Origin of the sequence: Neptunomonas sp. XY-337 (genome assembly GCF_004959845.1) — a bacterium.
In the GTDB taxonomy this organism is placed as follows: domain Bacteria; phylum Pseudomonadota; class Gammaproteobacteria; order Pseudomonadales; family Balneatricaceae; genus Neptunomonas; species Neptunomonas marina.
Genome location: NZ_SPLL01000004.1, coordinates 169,660 through 187,302 on the forward strand (window position 1 = coordinate 169,660; position 17,643 = coordinate 187,302).

Annotated in this window: 16 protein-coding genes; 8 read left to right on the plus strand and 8 right to left on the minus strand. The window is 53.0% G+C overall.

Annotated elements, in window-relative coordinates:
* Positions 1-101: 101 nt before the first annotated feature.
* Complete coding sequence (locus E4L36_RS10800; protein WP_240770712.1) at positions 102-1,595, plus strand: HD domain-containing phosphohydrolase; 1,494 nt, start codon at positions 102-104, stop codon at positions 1,593-1,595.
* Here the strand turns inward: E4L36_RS10800 and E4L36_RS10805 are convergent.
* Positions 1,581-2,984 carry an SLC13 family permease gene (locus E4L36_RS10805; RefSeq protein ID WP_136680615.1) on the minus strand — a complete coding sequence of 468 codons (1,404 nt, stop codon included), beginning with the start codon at positions 2,982-2,984 and terminating at the stop codon, positions 1,581-1,583. The two genes, E4L36_RS10800 and E4L36_RS10805, sit on opposite strands and share 15 nt — an antisense overlap.
* A gap of 81 nt (positions 2,985-3,065) precedes the next feature.
* Between E4L36_RS10805 and E4L36_RS10810 the strand changes: the two genes are divergently transcribed.
* The gene (locus E4L36_RS10810; RefSeq protein ID WP_136680616.1) at positions 3,066-3,866 is read left to right on the plus strand and encodes a helix-turn-helix transcriptional regulator; all 801 of its coding nucleotides are present in this window, start codon (positions 3,066-3,068) and stop codon (positions 3,864-3,866) included.
* On the opposite strand, the gene glcF is transcribed toward E4L36_RS10810, so the two are convergent.
* Genes glcF through E4L36_RS10825 form a run of 3 tightly spaced genes read right to left on the minus strand, consistent with a single transcriptional unit; the run spans position 3,859 to position 7,529 of the window.
* A complete protein-coding gene (glcF, locus tag E4L36_RS10815) occupies positions 3,859-5,073 on the minus strand; it encodes a glycolate oxidase subunit GlcF (RefSeq protein ID WP_136680617.1) in 1,215 nt (404 codons plus the stop codon). The two genes, E4L36_RS10810 and glcF, sit on opposite strands and share 8 nt — an antisense overlap.
* Before the next feature lie 9 nt (positions 5,074-5,082).
* Complete coding sequence (gene glcE, locus E4L36_RS10820; protein WP_136680618.1) at positions 5,083-6,141, minus strand: glycolate oxidase subunit GlcE; 1,059 nt, start codon at positions 6,139-6,141, stop codon at positions 5,083-5,085.
* Positions 6,141-7,529, minus strand: a complete 1,389-nt coding sequence (locus E4L36_RS10825; protein WP_240770716.1) for an FAD-linked oxidase C-terminal domain-containing protein — start codon at positions 7,527-7,529, stop codon at positions 6,141-6,143. The genes glcE and E4L36_RS10825 overlap by 1 nt, the downstream gene beginning before the upstream one ends.
* A 404-nt stretch (positions 7,530-7,933) precedes the next feature.
* Between E4L36_RS10825 and E4L36_RS10830 the strand changes: the two genes are divergently transcribed.
* Complete coding sequence (locus tag E4L36_RS10830; RefSeq protein ID WP_136680619.1) at positions 7,934-8,647, plus strand: FadR/GntR family transcriptional regulator; 714 nt, start codon at positions 7,934-7,936, stop codon at positions 8,645-8,647.
* Positions 8,648-8,711: 64 nt separating this feature from the next.
* Positions 8,712-10,973, plus strand: a complete 2,262-nt coding sequence (locus E4L36_RS10835; RefSeq protein WP_136680620.1) for a methyl-accepting chemotaxis protein — start codon at positions 8,712-8,714, stop codon at positions 10,971-10,973.
* Positions 10,974-11,023: 50 nt separating this feature from the next.
* Here the strand turns inward: E4L36_RS10835 and E4L36_RS10840 are convergent, their stop codons facing one another.
* Positions 11,024-11,452, minus strand: coding sequence for a hypothetical protein (locus E4L36_RS10840; protein WP_136680621.1), 429 nt, complete (start codon positions 11,450-11,452; stop codon positions 11,024-11,026).
* Between the two features lie 146 nt (positions 11,453-11,598).
* Here E4L36_RS10840 and E4L36_RS10845 point away from each other — a divergent pair, with 146 nt between their 5' ends.
* Positions 11,599-12,360, plus strand: coding sequence for a helix-turn-helix transcriptional regulator (locus E4L36_RS10845; protein ID WP_127693476.1), 762 nt, complete (start codon positions 11,599-11,601; stop codon positions 12,358-12,360).
* On the opposite strand, the gene E4L36_RS10850 is transcribed toward E4L36_RS10845, so the two are convergent.
* Together E4L36_RS10850 and E4L36_RS10855 are read right to left on the minus strand one after the other, a co-directional pair.
* Positions 12,330-12,833, minus strand: coding sequence for a DUF3087 family protein (locus tag E4L36_RS10850; RefSeq protein ID WP_136680622.1), 504 nt, complete (start codon positions 12,831-12,833; stop codon positions 12,330-12,332). The two genes, E4L36_RS10845 and E4L36_RS10850, sit on opposite strands and share 31 nt — an antisense overlap.
* A gap of 92 nt (positions 12,834-12,925) precedes the next feature.
* On the minus strand, positions 12,926-13,807 hold the full coding sequence (locus tag E4L36_RS10855) for a LysR family transcriptional regulator (protein WP_136680623.1): 882 nt from the start codon (positions 13,805-13,807) through the stop codon (positions 12,926-12,928).
* 150 nt (positions 13,808-13,957) lie between these two features.
* On the opposite strand from E4L36_RS10855, the gene E4L36_RS10860 reads away from it, so the two are divergent.
* From E4L36_RS10860 to E4L36_RS10870, 3 genes are all read left to right on the plus strand, one after another.
* A complete protein-coding gene (locus E4L36_RS10860) occupies positions 13,958-15,088 on the plus strand; it encodes an S-(hydroxymethyl)glutathione dehydrogenase/class III alcohol dehydrogenase (RefSeq protein ID WP_136680624.1) in 1,131 nt (376 codons plus the stop codon).
* 14 nt (positions 15,089-15,102) lie between these two features.
* Positions 15,103-15,942 (plus strand): S-formylglutathione hydrolase, encoded by an 840-nt coding sequence (gene fghA / locus E4L36_RS10865; protein ID WP_136680625.1) that lies wholly within the window; start codon positions 15,103-15,105, stop codon positions 15,940-15,942.
* 76 nt (positions 15,943-16,018) lie between these two features.
* Positions 16,019-16,939: a DMT family transporter gene (locus tag E4L36_RS10870; protein WP_136680626.1), complete on the plus strand. Its 921-nt coding sequence runs from the start codon at positions 16,019-16,021 to the stop codon at positions 16,937-16,939.
* A gap of 4 nt (positions 16,940-16,943) precedes the next feature.
* On the opposite strand, the gene E4L36_RS10875 is transcribed toward E4L36_RS10870, so the two are convergent.
* Positions 16,944-17,579: a LysE family translocator gene (locus E4L36_RS10875; RefSeq protein ID WP_136680627.1), complete on the minus strand. Its 636-nt coding sequence runs from the start codon at positions 17,577-17,579 to the stop codon at positions 16,944-16,946.
* Between the last annotated feature and the right edge of the window lie 64 nt (positions 17,580-17,643).

Genomic DNA, 17,643 nt, shown 5'->3' on the forward strand with positions numbered 1-17,643 from the left:
TAGGCCGTCGCATTTTTTCTACAAATTGCCCGAGCTGTACTATCTTTTGTTTTGTGTGTACGTCTTACACAGCAGTCATAAGATAATAAGAGGATCATCGGGTGATCACGACATCGCAACGCGCCCATCTTCATGATGGTATCGCGCTCCTACTGTTCGCCGTTTACGGGATGCAGGTGTGTCCATTTTTGGACTCTCTTACCCCGTTGCAATTGTTCCTCCCTATCTTGCTGGTGTTTGCTGGAAAAAGTCTTGCTCGACACTATGTCACCCGCTACATAGAACGCCGCCCTCTCGCAGAGCAGGTGCAGGTACAGTTCAAGACAGATCTTGGGCTTTTCTTGATCGCAGGTGCGGTACTCGCTAGCTACAACAGCATTGTGTATAGCTTCCCCTTAGAAAGCACCGGTAAAGTCATGATTGGCATGTTGGTGCTCGGATTCTTTATCGCTTGCGATCTAGCACTCTATCGTGAATATACGATCGCAGAACAACTGCGCGCGAGCCAACAAAGCTTGCCGCTATCGGCCTCACACTTTCCTATCAGCCGCAAGTTCACGCTGTTCGCATCTGCCTGTGCATTTGCTGTTGTCGGTGTTGTCTTTTTGGTGATCAACAAAGACCTTGAGTGGCTGATCCATACCGGTGATAAAATCCCACTGAGTACCTCGCAGCGCTATATCCTGACGGAGATCTTCTTTATTGTTGCAGCGGTTATGGGCTATGTGCTCGCCATTATTTTAGGTTACTCGCGCAACTTAAAGCGCTTCCTATCTTTCCAACATGAGGCCCTCAGCCAAGTGGCAGAAGGGTCGCTCGATGTGCATGTGCCGGTTGCGTCCAACGATGAATTTGGCCACATCGCTGCCAGCACTAACGCGACCATTGCGAAGCTCGCAGATCGTACTCAAGAGCTACATAAAACGCGTGATGTCAGTATTTTAGGTTTAGCAACACTCGCAGAGACCCGCGATAACGAGACAGGCGCCCATATCATCCGCACTCAGCACTATGTGCGTGCTTTAGCAAATCAGCTTAAAACAGAACCCGCATTTGCCGAGCTGCTCACTGACGAGGTGATCGACCTCCTATACAAATCGGCACCACTGCATGATGTGGGCAAAGTCGGCATCCCCGACGCGATCTTACTGAAGCCCGGCAAGCTGACAGATGATGAGTTTGCGATTATGAAGCAACACGCCCAGATCGGCGCAGATGCGCTATGGAAAGCGGAGCAGCAGTTGGGCAGTAACTCGTTCCTGCGTTTGGCACGCGAAATTAGCCTCACCCACCACGAGAAGTGGGATGGCAGTGGTTATCCACAGGGACTCACAGGCAACGATATCCCTTTGGCGGGCCGCTTGATGGCGCTCGCGGATGTCTACGACGCGCTGATCTCCAAACGTGTGTACAAACCAGCCTTCTCTCACGATAAAGCCAAGTCGATTATCCTCGAAGGTCGAGGCAGCCATTTTGACCCAGCCATTGTGGATGCTTTTTTAGCCACCGAGGCAGACTTTATCTCGATCGCGAAAACGTATGCTGATACCGAAACAACTGAGGAGGAAACCTCTGCACCGCTACAACCAGCCTAGCAGCAGCCACCACAGGTAGTTCAGCGGCCAAAGCAAAACCACGCTCATGGCCGCCAGCACAAGCGTATACTTGAGCGCCAAACGCATCGGCACATTGGCCATGCTCAACGCCAGCAATAATGGGCCTGACTCATAGGGAAAGAGGAAGGTCGATATACCCACCACCTGAGACATCAAAACCGCTTTCAACGGTAAGCCAGATGCTTGGGCAAATTCAGCTGCCACAGGCGTTAACACCGCCGGAATACCCGGCAGCCCCGCCACCACCCCAGAACTCATCGAAAGAAGTGATAACGAGAGATAGTTTTGTAATGGCTCGTTGGGCGCAAGCGGCAAAACAGGCGCTAGCAAGTGCGCGAACCAAGCGCCTAAACTGCTATGGTTGATCACCGCACCAATGCCTAAAATAGCGGCGATAAACAGCACCGTATTAAAGTTGAACTGCTCAGAAAACTGCTGCTTTGATACCAAGCCAACCCTCGGTAGCAACAAAATCACCGCCACCGTTAACGCCACCCAAGCCGGAGAGAGTTGGTGGACACTATCGGTTAACCAGAACCCCAAAGCCACCAAAAGTAACCCCAACAGATAGATCTCGGTGCACTGGAGCGGCTTGATCTCAGATTGCGTGGCCACCAACGAACCCGCCGGAAACATCTTGATAATCAGCCAGATAATAAGCACCGCTTTTAAGGCGCCGAGTACCGGAAAATGCAGCCACAGATACTCGGCATAACCCAACGTTAAACCGTGCACCGTATCAGCCACGCCCACCAAAACCATATTGGGCACATTGGCAGGCAGCACAGCGAACGAGGGCACATGCGCGCCGAAGCCAGCAGCCAATGCTATACCGATATAGCCTTGTGATCCCGGCTTTAAGCCACAACGCTCTGCCAACAGCAGGACAATAGGCATCAACAGCACAATCCGCCCCATTGAAGATGGCATCAAAAATGCGAGACCGACTCCTAGCACAACCACCGCACTGATCAGGCGCGTATAACTCGAGGCAAACACCATCAGATAACCACTAAGCCGCTGACCAAGCCCGGTGGACTTTACCGCCATCCCGATCACAAACCCGCTAATGATGAGCCAGGTTGCGCCTGCCGAAAACCCCGCAAAGACCACCTCAGCAGGGGCTATTGCAAACAGCATTGCTGCCAAAAAGAACAGCAGCGCTATTAGATAATCGGCCACAACAGCTGTCGCCATCAACCCAAGAGCAGCCACCACCAGTGCAGCGCTCCAGCTTTGCTGCGCAGTCAGCCCAGCGGGTGCAATATACCCAAGCAGCAGGGCGCCGCTGACGATGATGATACTGGCCCAATGGACAACAGAGAGCGGCCCTAACGCCGATAAAACCCCAGTTTTACGAGTCGACATGGTGCTACCAACAACTTTACAGACAGAGTAAAAACGTTATTCTGGCATCAATTCAGATGGCGCAGTAGCGACAAAAAGACAATGGATAGCGAGAAAAGGACACATCGCCAGCCCTCGGGTTCCGGTGATATCGAAGACCTGAGCCGCCCCATCATTGGGACGCAAGGGCAGATGAATAGCGGCCTAGAAGTTGTGCCCCATCGGCACGTTCGCGCGCAGTTGGCTTTTGCTGCAGAGGGTGTCATACGGGTGATAACCGATACCGGTACATGGCTGATTCCACCCCAGCAGGCGGTATGGATTCCAGGAAATACTCTGCACCATGTGGTCGCCGAAACCGATGTGTTAGTGCAGCACCTACATATTGATGCTTCGGTTGCAGCACGTTATCCAACCGTGTGTGCTGTCATGGATGTGCCGCCGCTGGTGCGTGAGCTGATCAAACGTGTGGTTAACTTTACACAGCACTATTCACCTGATGGCCGTGAGGCGCGCTTAGTTCACGTGCTTATGGATGAGCTTGAAGCATTGCAGCCAGCCGAGCTATACCTGCCACTGGCCAAAGATCGCCGCATTTTACGCATTATGCAGCGCCTTATGCAGGACCCAGCTAACGAGCAATCTGCGCAAGCATGGGCGCAGGAGGTGGGAGCAAGCCGCCGCACCCTCACACGGCTCTTTCAGAAAGAGACCAATATGAGCTTTAACGCTTGGCGCAAGCAGCTGCGCTTGCAAGAGGCGATCAACCGCCTCAGCCGCGGTGACAGCGTGACCGACGTGGCATTATCTCTTGGCTACGCAAGCCCCAGCGCTTTTGTAGCGATGTTTAGGCAAACACTAGGTAAGCCACCTAAGCAGTTCTTTCAAGAGCAGCTTAGCTGAGCGCTTCATCAAGCCATTCAATCCAATGTTTAACGGGTACGTCGGCATGCGCACCAAGGTGTAACTGACACCCGATGTTCGCCGTCACGATTTGCTCAGGATTATCGGCAGATAAAGCCGCTAATTTTCGTGTAAGTAAACGCTCACTTATATCAGGCTGCAGTAAAGAATAACTTCCTGCAGAGCCACAACACAGATGTTTCTCCTGTGTTTTCGCTAAGTTTGCCCCCATACGCAACGCCAATTGCTCAACAATATCGGGCAGTTGTTGCCCATGCTGCAGTGAACAGGGGCAATGCAGGGCCGTTTTTTTCGGCAACTTAACCGCTAACGAGCTCACATCCTCGCAGGCGATCACTTCGGCAATATCTTTGGCGATAGCACTGACACGTGCTGCTTTTTCAGCATACTGAGGGTCAGCGGCTAATAGCTCACCGTACTCTTTGACCGTCACACCACATCCCGAAGCCGTTACAACGATCGCCTCAGCGCCCGCTTCCACCGCTGGCCACCACGCATCAATATTCTGGCGTATCGCCAACAGCGTACTCTGCTCATGACTTAAATGATGCGTGAGCGCACCACAGCAACCCGCATCCGGCGCGACCACCAAACTAATACCTAATCGATCCAACACCCGTGCGGCCGCTTCGTTTGTTTGCGGACTCGACACTGATTGCACACAACCCTGTAATACCAACATAACGCGATTATGGCGTTGAGCAGGCCAAGTGTTAGCATTGACTAACGGAGGAACCTGCTTTTGCAGGGACTTGGGAAGCACGGGTTTGAATAAATGAGCCACCCGTAGCAAGGTCCGAAAGCGTTTAGGCTTGGGGACAATCGTTCTCAATAGGTATCGCTGCGCACGCGCTAACCAACCCCTTGGCAGTGTTTGCTCAGCCAGTGCCCGACCAATATCCAACAGCCTGCCGTAACGCACCCCCGAAGGGCAAGTGGTTTCACAACTACGACATGCGAGGCAGCGATCGAGATGGCGGCGCGAGCGCTCTGTTAATGTGCCCGTTTCCAAAAATTGTTTGATTAGATAGATGCGTCCACGCGGGCCATCACGCTCATCCGATAACTCTTGATACGTTGGGCACGTGGCCGTGCAAAAGCCACAGTGTACGCAGCTGCGCAAAATGGTTTCGGCTTCCTGAACGGCTGGAATCTTATTCCAGCGCTTGTGAATTTTCGTCTGCATACAGCGCTCCTACATCCAGCCGTAGAGGCGTCCGGGGTTGAAGATGCCATGTGGGTCCAGCGCGTGTTTTACCTCACGCTGTAAATGTTTCAGAACCGCATTGGGCTGAGAAAACACCTCGGCTTGACGATCACCGCCTTGCCACTTCGCTACACTGCCGCCGGCCTCCTGAGCGATAAGCGACAACGCCTCAAGCTCATACTCGCCGCGTAGCCAACGCTGTGAGCCACACCAATCAATCACACTGTCGGCATCATGGGGCAGCACGGCACTGCTGCGCACACTGAATCGCCAAAGAGGATCAGCACCTAGCAATAAGTTTTGCTCGCGTAACGAGCGCCAGCAATGGCTACCGTTTTCCTCTGTCATAGTGTAATCACGCTGCCACTGCGCCATCGTCTGCGTTACTGCAGCTTCAGCCCCCGATAAACGCATGTGAAGTTGGCCCACATACCAACAAGCACCGCTGATTGGCGCGGAGGTTCCGGCGAGCTGATTCATCAGGATCACGGCATCCTCTGCCGTAAGCGCTAGCCCGAGATAGGCGGTTGTCTCGGGCTTGGGTAACACTTTAAAGCTGACTTCGGTGATCACTCCTAACGTACCCAGCGCTCCCGCTTGTAACCGCGATACGTCGTAGCCTGCTACGTTTTTCATCACTTGGCCGCCGAAGCGCAGGAGTTCACCTTGCCCATTGATCAGCTGCGTCCCTAGCACCAGATCACGAATGGACCCACCCCACGGTCTTGCAGGCCCAGATACGTTACTAGCTAAGGTTCCGCCAATGGTTGCTGCGCCACCAAACAGCGGAGACTCACAGGGCAACATCTGATTATGCTCGTCGAGGTGGGCGATAATCTCATCAAGGCGCGTTCCAGCACGTGCGGTCATAACGAGTTCAACCGGTTGATAACTGATAATACCGGTATGTTCAGATAGATCTAAACACGTTAGTCCGCTCGTGGTGCGTCCCAAATGGTCCTTGGTACCATTGCCACGAACGGAGAGTGGCTGGCCCGTGGCAATAGCATGCTCAACCTGAGCAACGAGTTGGGTGGTTTTATCCATTAGGAGGCCTCTCCTTTCGCCAACGCCCGGTACTCTTGGCAGCGGCCAAGCACCGGGATGCCTTTTCCTGGGTTAAGCGTACCGCGGGGGTCAAAAGCGGACTTCAAACGATGAAATTGCGCAATTTCGGCATCATTAAACTGCACAGCCATCTGGCGAATCTTCTCTAAGCCCACACCATGCTCACCTGTGATGCAGCCCCCGACCTCAACGCATAGCGCCAGAATACGGGCACCAAATGCCTCCGTACGTGCAAATTCGCCCGGCTTGTTTGCATCAAACAGGATAAGTGGGTGTAAATTGCCATCGCCTGCATGGAAGACGTTTGCCACGCGCAGACCAAACGTCTGCGACATCTGTTGCATCTGGGTCAGGACATAGGCCAACTGGCTACGCGGGATCGTGCCATCCATGCAGTAGTAATCTGGCGAGATACGCCCAACCGCAGGAAACGCCGACTTACGGCCTTTCCAGAGCGCCGCACGCTCCGTTTCACTCTGGGATACACGAATAGAGGAGGCACCTTGTGCGGTGAAGATCTCGGCAACTGCCGCAATATACTGATCTACCTCAGCAGCAGTGCCATCAAGCTCACATAGCAGCAAGGCCTGAGCATCGAGCGGATATCCCGCTTGCGCAAAGGCTTCGGCAGCCACAATCGCATGATGATCCATCATCTCAAGGCCTGCTGGAATAATGCCAGCGGCAATCACCGCTCCCACCGCATCTCCCGCCGCTTGAACGGTGGGGAAACCAGCTAACACCACTTGTGCTTTTTCGGGCATCGGCAGGAGACGAACTGTCACCTCGGTCACCACACCAAGTAGGCCTTCAGAGCCATTAATCAGTGCCATTAGATCAAGACCGGAGCTATCCAAACCCTCACTTCCCAATGTCACCAGCTCGCCACTCACGGTTACTAGTTGCACACTCAACACGTTATGCGAGGTAAGACCATATTTGAGGCAGTGCACGCCGCCAGAGTTCTCAGCGACGTTGCCACCTATTGAGCAGGCGATTTGTGAGGAAGGATCTGGCCCATAATAGAGGCCATGCTGAGCCGCCGCTTCACTGATCGCAAGGTTGCGAACGCCGGGCTCAATACGCGCGGTACGCGCTAATGGGTCGATAGCGAGGATACGGTTAAACTTGGCCAGCGATAAGACAACGCCGTCGGGATGGGGCATGGCACCCGCACACAGTCCAGTTCCCGCGCCTCGTGCGATAACAGGAACACCCTGTTGATGGCAAAGTGTCATCACCTGCTGCACTTGCGCGAGCGTCTCTGGTAAAACAACCAGCAACGGCATCTCGCAGTACATCGAAAGGCCATCGCACTCATATGGCTTCTGCGTTTCGCGATCGGCAATAACATATCCAGGATCAATAAAATCCGCAAACGCCGCAGCTAACTCACGCCGCAGCGCAGACCTTGCATCTTGCACACTGCCTCCTTGGCTCTATCGCCGAGAGGTTTATCGTGACGTTAGAGTTACCATATTCACAACAGCATGGGTAGGGACAAAGGGGTCAGATGTCACCATCACCGCTCGTAACGGGATTGAACAAATGGATGGCAACATCTGACAAAACAGCATAAAAATGTGGTGCATTGCACGTGGAGGCTCATCCTAGCGATCTAAATCATGGTTTAAAACACTGGTATGACCAGTAATTTAATATCCAAACCACTATCCGGATTGCTCAGAGGTGGTGAATTCCCCTATAAACTATATAGTTAATGCATGTTTTCTAAGACAGTAGTACGTGGCGTGATAGGACGGAGTGCCCGATGACCAACAGCAACACCTCTGCCACCGGTAAACTGGTTTATCAATTAGAGGAGATGATCCTTGAAGGCGTCTGGCGGCCCAACCATAAACTGCCCTCCGAGCGCAGACTCGCGCAGCGTTTTGGATACTCCCGCACCGTGATTCGAGAGGCCCTACGCCAATTGCAGGCGAAGGGGCTCATTATCACACATCAAGGTATCGGCTCTTATGTTGTTGAGGTATTTCACAGCATAGAAGAGGAGCTTATCGACCCTCTTGTCCACCTGTTCGATAGCCATGAACGGACCTTATTCGATCTCCTTGATGTCAGAGAGCAACTCGAGAGCCACGCGGCGTTTCTGGCGGCACAGCGCGCAACACAAACCGACCTGTATCAATTGACCCAAGCTTACGAAAGGCTGATTTCCCCTGACACAGAGCTAACGATGGATACCTACTTTAACTTCCATCATATGGTCATCCTCTGCTCCCATAACCCTATATTGGTCCAAACACTGTGCCAGATAAAAGCCTTGCTCTGTAAGGCCATCCAAACCTGCCTGCCGCTGCTCATACAAGACGCTGAGGTGCAAAACCAAGTGAGGTCACAGCAGCAACAGATGTATGAAGCCATTGTGCAACGCGATCCTGTTGCAGCGCGCCGCGCGACCAAAACCCACATTCGCTTTGTCAGTCACCACGTTCATTCTGTGAAAAAAAGTAATTTTTATTAATCCGCGGCCGACTTAATTAGAATACACTTATGTAACTTCCCTAACACCTGCAAGGATATCGTCGATGTTGTCTCAGTTGCGGATAAGAACGCGCCTATTAGTGGGCTTCACACTATTAATCGCGTTAGTTTGTGCCGTTGTCATGCCTTTTATGCTCAGTGATATGAAGCAAATTATCAGCGAAGCGGAAAAGCGTGAATTGTCGAGAATCTACCTGAAGTTCAACGAAAAACTACACCAAGAGGAGCGTGTCGCGACTGCTTTAGCGTCTTTCATCGCAGAGATGCCCGTAGTACAAGCACAACTCAAATCGGGTGATCGCCAAGCGCTACTGCAAACACTAGAGCGCAGCTTTGCCAAGCTGAAAAGCCAATACGGTTTGCGCCAACTACAGTTCCATAAACCACCAGCCACCTCATTCCTGCGTGTTCATAAACCGGCCAAGTTTGGAGATGACCTGTCCAGCTTCCGCCGTACAGTGGTACAGACCAACCAACAGCGCCAGCCCGTAAAAGGAGTTGAGAAAGGCGTTGCTGGCCTCGGTATCCGCGGCGTGGTGCCCGTGATAATCGCCGGCGAGCACTGGGGGTCATTGGAGTTTGGTTTCTCTCTTGGCCAAGCGATGCTCGACCAGTTTAAAGGAGAACAGGGCACCGAAGTGGCGATCCACATACAGGAGCAGCGCTCCCTCGAGCCCTTTGGCAGCACCTTTAAAGCACCCGCTGTACTCTCTGCTCAGGTCTTGAATCAAGCTGCAGATGGCCAGCCACAGATCGTCAACGGTGCGATCGGTAAAACAGAGTACGCCTTCTACGCCGATCAGCTACAAGACTTTTCCGGACGCGGTATTGGCGTTATCACCGTGGCCATACCTCGTACCGACTACCTCGAAATATTGGATCGTTCGTTTATCCACACCGTGATTATCGGCGTTGTTTTCCTTGTTTTGGGTGGCCTCATAGCCATGCTCATTACCCGCAGTATCGTCAAGCCACTCAAGGAGATGCGCGATGCGATGGAGAATGTTGCCAGTGGCGATGGCGATCTGACACAACGCTTGGATGATAGCGGCAAGCATGAACTGGCAGATATCGCGACGGCGTTCAACCACTTTGTTGGTAATACCGAGGAGTTGATTAAACTGCTGATGCGCTCGATTTCCGGCGTTTCCCGCAACGGTTCTGAGCTATTCAGCATTACCGAGCGCACCATTAACTCAGTACGCGAGCAGCAGGCGAAAACCGACGAAATCGCAACAGCGGTTAACGAAATGAACGCTAGCGCCCATGAAGTTGCCCACAATGCGGAGCGTGCGACCACGCTCACCACCGAGTCCCAGACGCAATCAGACCAAGGCTATCAATCTGTTGAAAAGTCGATCGAGAATATCAACCGTTTAGCCACCAATGTCGCGTCAACAGTCGAGCTGATGCGTGATGTGGGCGACCAAAGCAACCGCATTCACACTATTCTGGATGTGATTCAAAGCATCGCTGAGCAAACCAACCTGTTAGCACTCAACGCAGCGATCGAGGCCGCTCGCGCGGGTGAGCATGGCCGTGGCTTCGCCGTAGTAGCCGATGAAGTGCGCTCACTAGCCTCACGCACACAAGCCTCTACCTCAGAAATCGACGCGATGATTTCACATCTGCAATCGGGTACCCAACAAACCGTAAACGTTATCAACGAGAGCCAGTCTCAGGCGCTGGCAACCGTCGATGTTTCTAGCGAATCGGGCCGCGTACTGGAGCAAATTCGAGCCACAATGGCCGAGGTGAATAATGCGGTGCTGCAAATTGCAGCTGCGGCTGAAGAGCAAAGCCAAGTATCGGAAGAGATCAATCGCAATGTGGTTGAGATCGCAGACCGTGCCCACAATGTGGCAAGCGGAGCCGACCAAATACTAGACGCCTCAGCGAACGTCGGCTTGGAGTTGACCAGCCTGATGGGCGTGGTACGCCGCTTTAAAGTCACCAAAGACCCCAAAATTGAGCTTGCCGTTGCGCTCAGTGCACACCAAGCGTGGAAGATGCGCTTACGCGCCTTCTTAGATGGCAAGAGCACCCTGTCCAAAGAGCAGGCCGTCTCCCATAAAGAGTGTGATTTTGGGCGTTGGTACTATGGCGATGGGCACAGCATCTGTAGCCAACTCTCTCCGCTACGCGCTATCGAAAAGCCACACGAAGAGCTACACCGCTTAATAGGCGAGATCGTAAGCGCCAAAGAACAAGGGGATCTGCAACGAGCAGAACGCAGTTATCAGCGCGTTTGCGAGTTATCAGATGAGATCGTAACCGAGATGGAAACCGCTATAGATCAGTGCTAGCGGTCATAATGATCAGCGGCAGGCATAGCCCTGCTGCTGATCAATCGATATTACCACCAGCAGCGCAGTGCTAATAAAGCAATCAGCGCCACATATGGATACGCCACCGTTGGACGCAACGACTGTTTAACATACTCTTGCACCAAACCCACAAGACCCGGACGCGTTGCTTGCCACTGGTTATGTAACTGACACGGTGCCACAGGCTTATCCCCTGCGATCATGTCCTCAAGTTCCAGCAAGCGTGCTTCCAAACGGCTCTGGAAAGTTTTCCAGATACCCTCTTGCAGCCATAGCAGTGCAATCATAGCAGCCATCAAAATACTGCTGCCCGCTGCAGTCAATAGTGCTGTCGCGACGAGCGCAGTCGCAACAAGCTTGATATAGAGCCCATGCTTCTCATAACCTTCCACCTGAGTTTGCAACAGTTCCCACTCTTTTACCGCTGCAAAACGCGGGTCCCACTCTTGATCTGCCACTGTGTGCCTCCTATGCGATTGAGTGGGCAATTACAGCGTGCGCATCTATCAAAAGCAAGATGAGGACAATCAGCGACAGTTTCAAAGCCAGCGAAACTGGCTCAGATCCCTTATACTCGCACACTCAGTTTCCACAAGGATGAGATATGGCTCAGGTTACCGCCCTTATCGATACGCTAAAACGCGAGTTAAAAGCCCACGGCAAAACCTACGCGGATGTCGCTACACATCTCAATCTGAGCGAAGCCTCCGTCAAGCGCCTGTTTGCCGAGCGCAGCTTTACCCTGCAACGCCTCGAAGCGGTGTGCACCTTACTAGGGATTGAGTTATCGGATTTAGTTCAGCGTATGACCTATCACCACGCGCAACTGAGCCAACTCACCCGAGAGCAGGAGCAAGAGATTGCCGATGATGTTGAGTTGCTCTTAGTGGCGATCAACGTGATCAATGGGATGCGTTTTGAGGATATCTTGCGCTACTACGACCTCAGTGAAGTTGACTGCATTAGTAAGCTGGCGAAGCTTGATCGTCTAAAGATCATCGATCTATTGCCAGGCAATCGCGTTAAGTTACGCATCGCACCTAACTTTCACTGGCGTCCCGATGGACCGATTCAGCGCTTTTTCCATGACAAAATCGAGCAAGACTTCTTTAGCTCGCGCTTTGATCGTAGCACCGAAAAATTGCTGGTCTCCAATGCGCTGTTAAGTGCAGCCAATAACGCGCTACTGCAGCGGAAAATGCAGCGCTTGGCCGAAGAGTTTAACCAACTTATGCGTGAAGATATGGCGCTACCGGTTGAAGAGCGCCATGGCACCACGCTGGTTATGGCGATGCGCCAATGGAATGCGAGCCTCTTTAAGCAGCGAAGCCGACCTCAGAAACGCTCCAGCAAATCGCCTGAGTAGTCCATCAAAGATGCAACACCAAATGCTTCACGCTGCTCATCTAGGGTACGTTTTGCCCGCTCAAGCTCTTCCAGCGTAAGCGTGTTGTTATCCAGCTCATAGACTTGTCGCGAGGCACGGTAGCTAAAATCAAGGATGGTCATCGCCACTGGGTCACCCTTCTCGGCTGCCGCTTTTATCTTTTGCTGCTTACGGTAGATGCGGTTGAGTTCCCCTTTAACGCGCCGCACGTACGCCACTTCGTATAAAAATGGATGATGGCGCAGCATCGAAAGAATCTGCGCTAATGCCAACGCAGCGATAACCACACCCAAGGCGTTTAGCCAGAAGTTGTCGCCCTCCGGCCCACCCCAAAAGTGAATCAACACCGCCGAGGTACCCAAAGCCACCACCAGCATAAATCCGCAGATGGCGAAAAAGGTGATTTTGACGTGTTTGTTATAGCGTGCTTTATCGATTGTCTCTAACTGCATTGTGAATCTCTTCGTTAACGCCCCACAAAAGAGTGCCCATCTTGCGGGAAAACGGCCACGCCGTCATCTGTATCGCGCACCAAAGGGTCTATTTAAATCAACTTGTTCTCAAACGCCTTGGCAAAGTGATCAAGCAACTGCCGTACCTTTGGCGAGAGCTGCCGGTTATTGGGATAAAGCGCCCAGACCCCCTCATCGGGGATACGATACTGCGCCAACAGCGAGACCAACCGCCCTTGGGCGAGCGCGTTTTCAACGTAGTAGTCGGGTAGTTGCACGATGCCCAGCCCCTGCAGCGCCGCATCCAGCAAGGCATGGCCACTATTGCAGCTTAAATTGCCGCGCACGCGCACCACCCGTTCGCGCCCCTCCACTTGGAAGCGCCAATAATCCAGCGTACCCAGTAGGCAGTTATGCTGCTCAAGCTCGGCCAGCGTATTCGGCACACCACAACGCGCCAAATAATCTGGAGAAGCACACACATAGGGAATACGCGGTGCCAGCTTTCGGGCCATCATCGATGAGCTTTCGAGCTTACCCAAGCGAATCGCAAGATCATAACCTCCCTCAACTAAGTCGAGGGGCTGGTTGGTTAAGCGCAGCGTGATCTCAAGTTCTGGATGCTCGGCAAGAAACTGATTCACCAGCGGTGCGATGGCTCGCTCACCGAGGGTGACTGGGGCTGTTAGACGCAGCTTACCGCGCAGCATTCCTTGGCGTTCGGAGAGCGCCCGCTCGGCATCTTCCAGCCCTTCCAATAAGGTGCGGCACTGCTGAAAAAAGCTGCGGCCATCTTCACTCAACGAAACCTTACGCGTGGTGCGGTACAGCAGCTTCACCGCTAAACGCTGCTCAAGTTTACTAACTTGGCGGCTGACATGGGCCGTAGACACACCCAGTTTGTCAGCTGCCGCTGTAAAGCTGCCGGTGTCGGCTACCGCAACAAACTCTGAGATTCCTTCCCAGTTATACATCGATACGCCCCCTGCAATACGCCCAACTATTACCATACAGTAAAAGTGATTTTACATATCCCTGATTATTAACTGAAGCGGAGCAATTACACTAGCACTACTGAACATGCCGTTAGAGCATCTACCAAGACAAACCATAGGAGCATCATCATGGCTGAGGTCATTAAATCGCGCGCAGCAATCGCTTGGGGCCCAAATCAACCGCTATCTATCGAAGAGGTCGATGTCATGCCGCCGCAAAAAGGCGAAGTACGGGTACGTATTGTTGCCAGCGGCGTTTGCCATACCGACGCATTTACACTCTCTGGTGAAGATCCTGAGGGTATTTTCCCAGCGATCTTAGGTCACGAAGGCGGCGGTGTCGTGGAGTCCGTGGGCGAGGGTGTCACTAGCGTAAAAGTCGGCGATCACGTCATCCCACTCTACACGCCAGAGTGTGGCGAGTGTAAGTTCTGTAAATCAGGTAAAACCAACCTGTGCCAAAAGATTCGTGAAACACAGGGCAAAGGCTTGATGCCAGACGGCACGACCCGTTTCTCAAAAGATGGCCAGCCGATCTATCACTATATGGGCTGCTCAACCTTCTCTGAGTACACCGTCTTACCTGAGATCTCCCTTGCCAAAGTGAATCCAACTGCCCCGCTTGAAGAGGTTTGCCTTTTAGGGTGTGGTGTCACAACAGGGATGGGGGCGGTCCTGAACACCGCCAAAGTGGAGCCCGGCGCAACGGTCGCTATTTTCGGTTTAGGTGGCATCGGTCTATCGGCCATTATCGGCGCGACGATGGCACAAGCAAGCCGCATCATCGCTATCGATATCAATGAAAGTAAGTTTGAGCTAGCCAAGCAGCTGGGCGCCACCGACTGCATCAACCCGAAACACTATGACAAGCCAATCCAAGAGGTGATTGTTGAGCTAACAGATGGCGGCGTTGATTACAGTTTCGAATGTATCGGTAATGTCGATGTCATGCGTTCAGCGCTGGAGTGTTGCCACAAAGGTTGGGGGGAATCCGTCATCATCGGTGTTGCGGGAGCTGGACAAGAGATCTCTACCCGCCCATTCCAACTAGTGACTGGACGCGTTTGGCGCGGCACCGCATTTGGTGGTGTGAAGGGCCGCTCCGAGTTACCAGAGATCGTCGAGCGCTACCTCGCTGGCGAGTTTAAACTCAACGACTTCATCACGCATACCATGGGCCTTGAGGGCATTAACGAGGCCTTTGACCTCATGCATGAGGGCAAGAGTATTCGTAGCGTTATCCACTACGATCCGGCCTAATTGGGAGCGCTGATATGAACCTTGAAAACCTCAGCGAAAACCGCTGCTTTGGCGGCTGGCACAAGCAGTATCAGCACCATTCCGGGGTGTTGAACTGTGCCATGCGCTTTGCGATTTTCCTCCCGCCGCAAGTGGCGAGTGGCCAAAAAGTGCCAGTACTCTACTGGCTCTCAGGCCTGACCTGCACGGATGAAAACTTTATGCAGAAAGCGGGTGCACAGCGTATTGCGGCCGAGTTGGGCATCGCCATTGTCGCGCCTGACACCAGCCCTCGAGGAGAGGATATCGCCAACGATGAAGCCTACGACTTAGGCCAAGGGGCAGGTTTCTACGTAAATGCAACGCAAGCGCCATGGAACTCACACTATCGTATGTATGACTACATCGTGGATGAGCTACCTGGGCTAATTGAAACCCACTTCCCGGTTAATCAGCAACGCGCCATTGCTGGCCACTCGATGGGTGGGCATGGCGCGATGATGATCGCCCTGCGTAACCCCGAGCGTTACCGCTCCATGTCAGCATTCAGCCCGATCTGTAACCCGATTAACTGCCTCTGGGGTGAAAAAGCGTTCACGGCTTACCTCGGTGATGACCTTGATACATGGGCGCCATACGACACCACAGTGCTACTGCCCAACGCACAGCAACCGGTTGTCGGCTTGGTAGATCAGGGTGAAGCCGACAGTTTTTTGGCCACTCAGCTAAATACTGATGTGCTCGAAAGCGTGGTGGCACAGACGGGCTACCCGCTAGAAGTGCGCCGCCAAGCAGGCTATGACCATAGCTACTACTTTATAGCGAGCTTCATTGAAGACCATCTGCGGTTTCATGCGCAGCACCTCGCTGCATAATTAAAAGTGCATACTAGCCTCTGCCGACCCGTCCGTCGGTAGGGGCTTATTTATCGTGCTGGTCTATAGTTGCCCTATGAATTTTTCTCTGCGCTCCTCAGCTTTTATCGGTGGCTTCTGTGCACTGGCCGCCACCATTATCTGGTCTGGCAATTTCGTTATCGCCCGCGGCTCAGTCGATAGCGTACCGCCCATTAGCTTGGCATTCTGGCGCTGGACGCTGGCTATTCTGGTGTTTCTGCCCTTTGCACTTAAGCCAATGCTGCACGCATGGCAGCCTATCCGCGTACACCTTGGCTACTTAACCTTGACCGCCCTGTGCGGTGTAACGCTCTTCAATACCCTTATCTATATCGCCAGCCATAGCACCAGCGCGATCAACCTCTCGTTAATCGCCATCACCTTTCCGATCTTCGTTATCTTGCTCGCCCGCTTTTACTGGCATGAGCGTATTACTCGGCCCAAAGCGATCGGGGTTGGCTTAGTGATTATTGGGGTGATCAATTTGGTCACACAGGGAAAGCCCTCTCAACTACTGAGTGTCGAGTTTGCTCAGGGCGATATTTGGATGCTGGCAGCGGCGATCTGTTTTGCGCTCTACAGTGTGATGGTAAAGCGCAAACCCGCAGCACTTGGGGCATGGGCCTTTCAGCTCATTACTTTTATCATTGGCTGGGTTTTACTGCTGCCTTTTTATCTATGGGAGGCCAGCAACACCCACTTTCAGATCCACGAAGCCGACCTTTCCATACTCGCCGCTATTGCTTATGTGGGAGTCGCCGCATCACTGCTGGCATTCGTGCTTTGGGGCCATGCAATCGCATTACTGGGGCCAACGACACCCGCCATTATCTATTACAGCTTACCAATTTTCAGCGGCTTGGCCGCGTATCTATTCTTAGGTGAGACGCTGGGCAGTATTCATCTACTCAGCGCGAGCTTAATCCTTGCGGGAGTGATACTTGCGATCTATCGCAAAGACCAAGCACAGCGCTAACAGGTTAACGACTGGTGATCAGTTTAAGGCCAAAGATCACCAGTAGGGAGCCGGTAATCGCTTCCATGGTTTTCGCAACGCGGGGGCGCTGCAACCAGATACGTGCCTTATGCACCATCAACACCAGCGAGCCTTGCCAGCATAAACCGATCACAAAGTGGATGCCTGCCATCAACATCGCTTGTGGCATCGCGGGGTGGTTCGGGTCAATAAACTGGGGCAAAAACGCCATATAGAAGATGATTGTTTTGGGGTTAAGCACGTTTGAGAGCAGCCCTTCACGCAACGACACCCAGCCCGACACCTGCGACATCGGGGTACTTACTGCGTCGATTGGCAGAGGCTTCGCACGGTAAGCGGCTCGCAAGCTTTGCACACCCAACCAGATCAGATAGCAGGCACCGGCCACTTTTAGCAGCATAAATAGCTCGGCAGAGCCCAACAGAATGACAGATAACCCCGCCGCCGAGATCAATGCATGAAAGAACAGTCCTGAGCAGATACCTAAGTTTGTTAGCAGCCCGTCGCGTACTCCGCCGCGTGCGGCGTTGCGCATGACCACCAGCGTATCCACACCGGGCACCATCGTTAGCGCCGTAATCGCCACCAAGAAAGGAAGCCAAGCAAAATTCTCAAACATCAGACAGCCCTCAATATTAGGCTGTTGAGTTTACGAGAGGTGCTGGCAGGCGGCAACAAAAAGC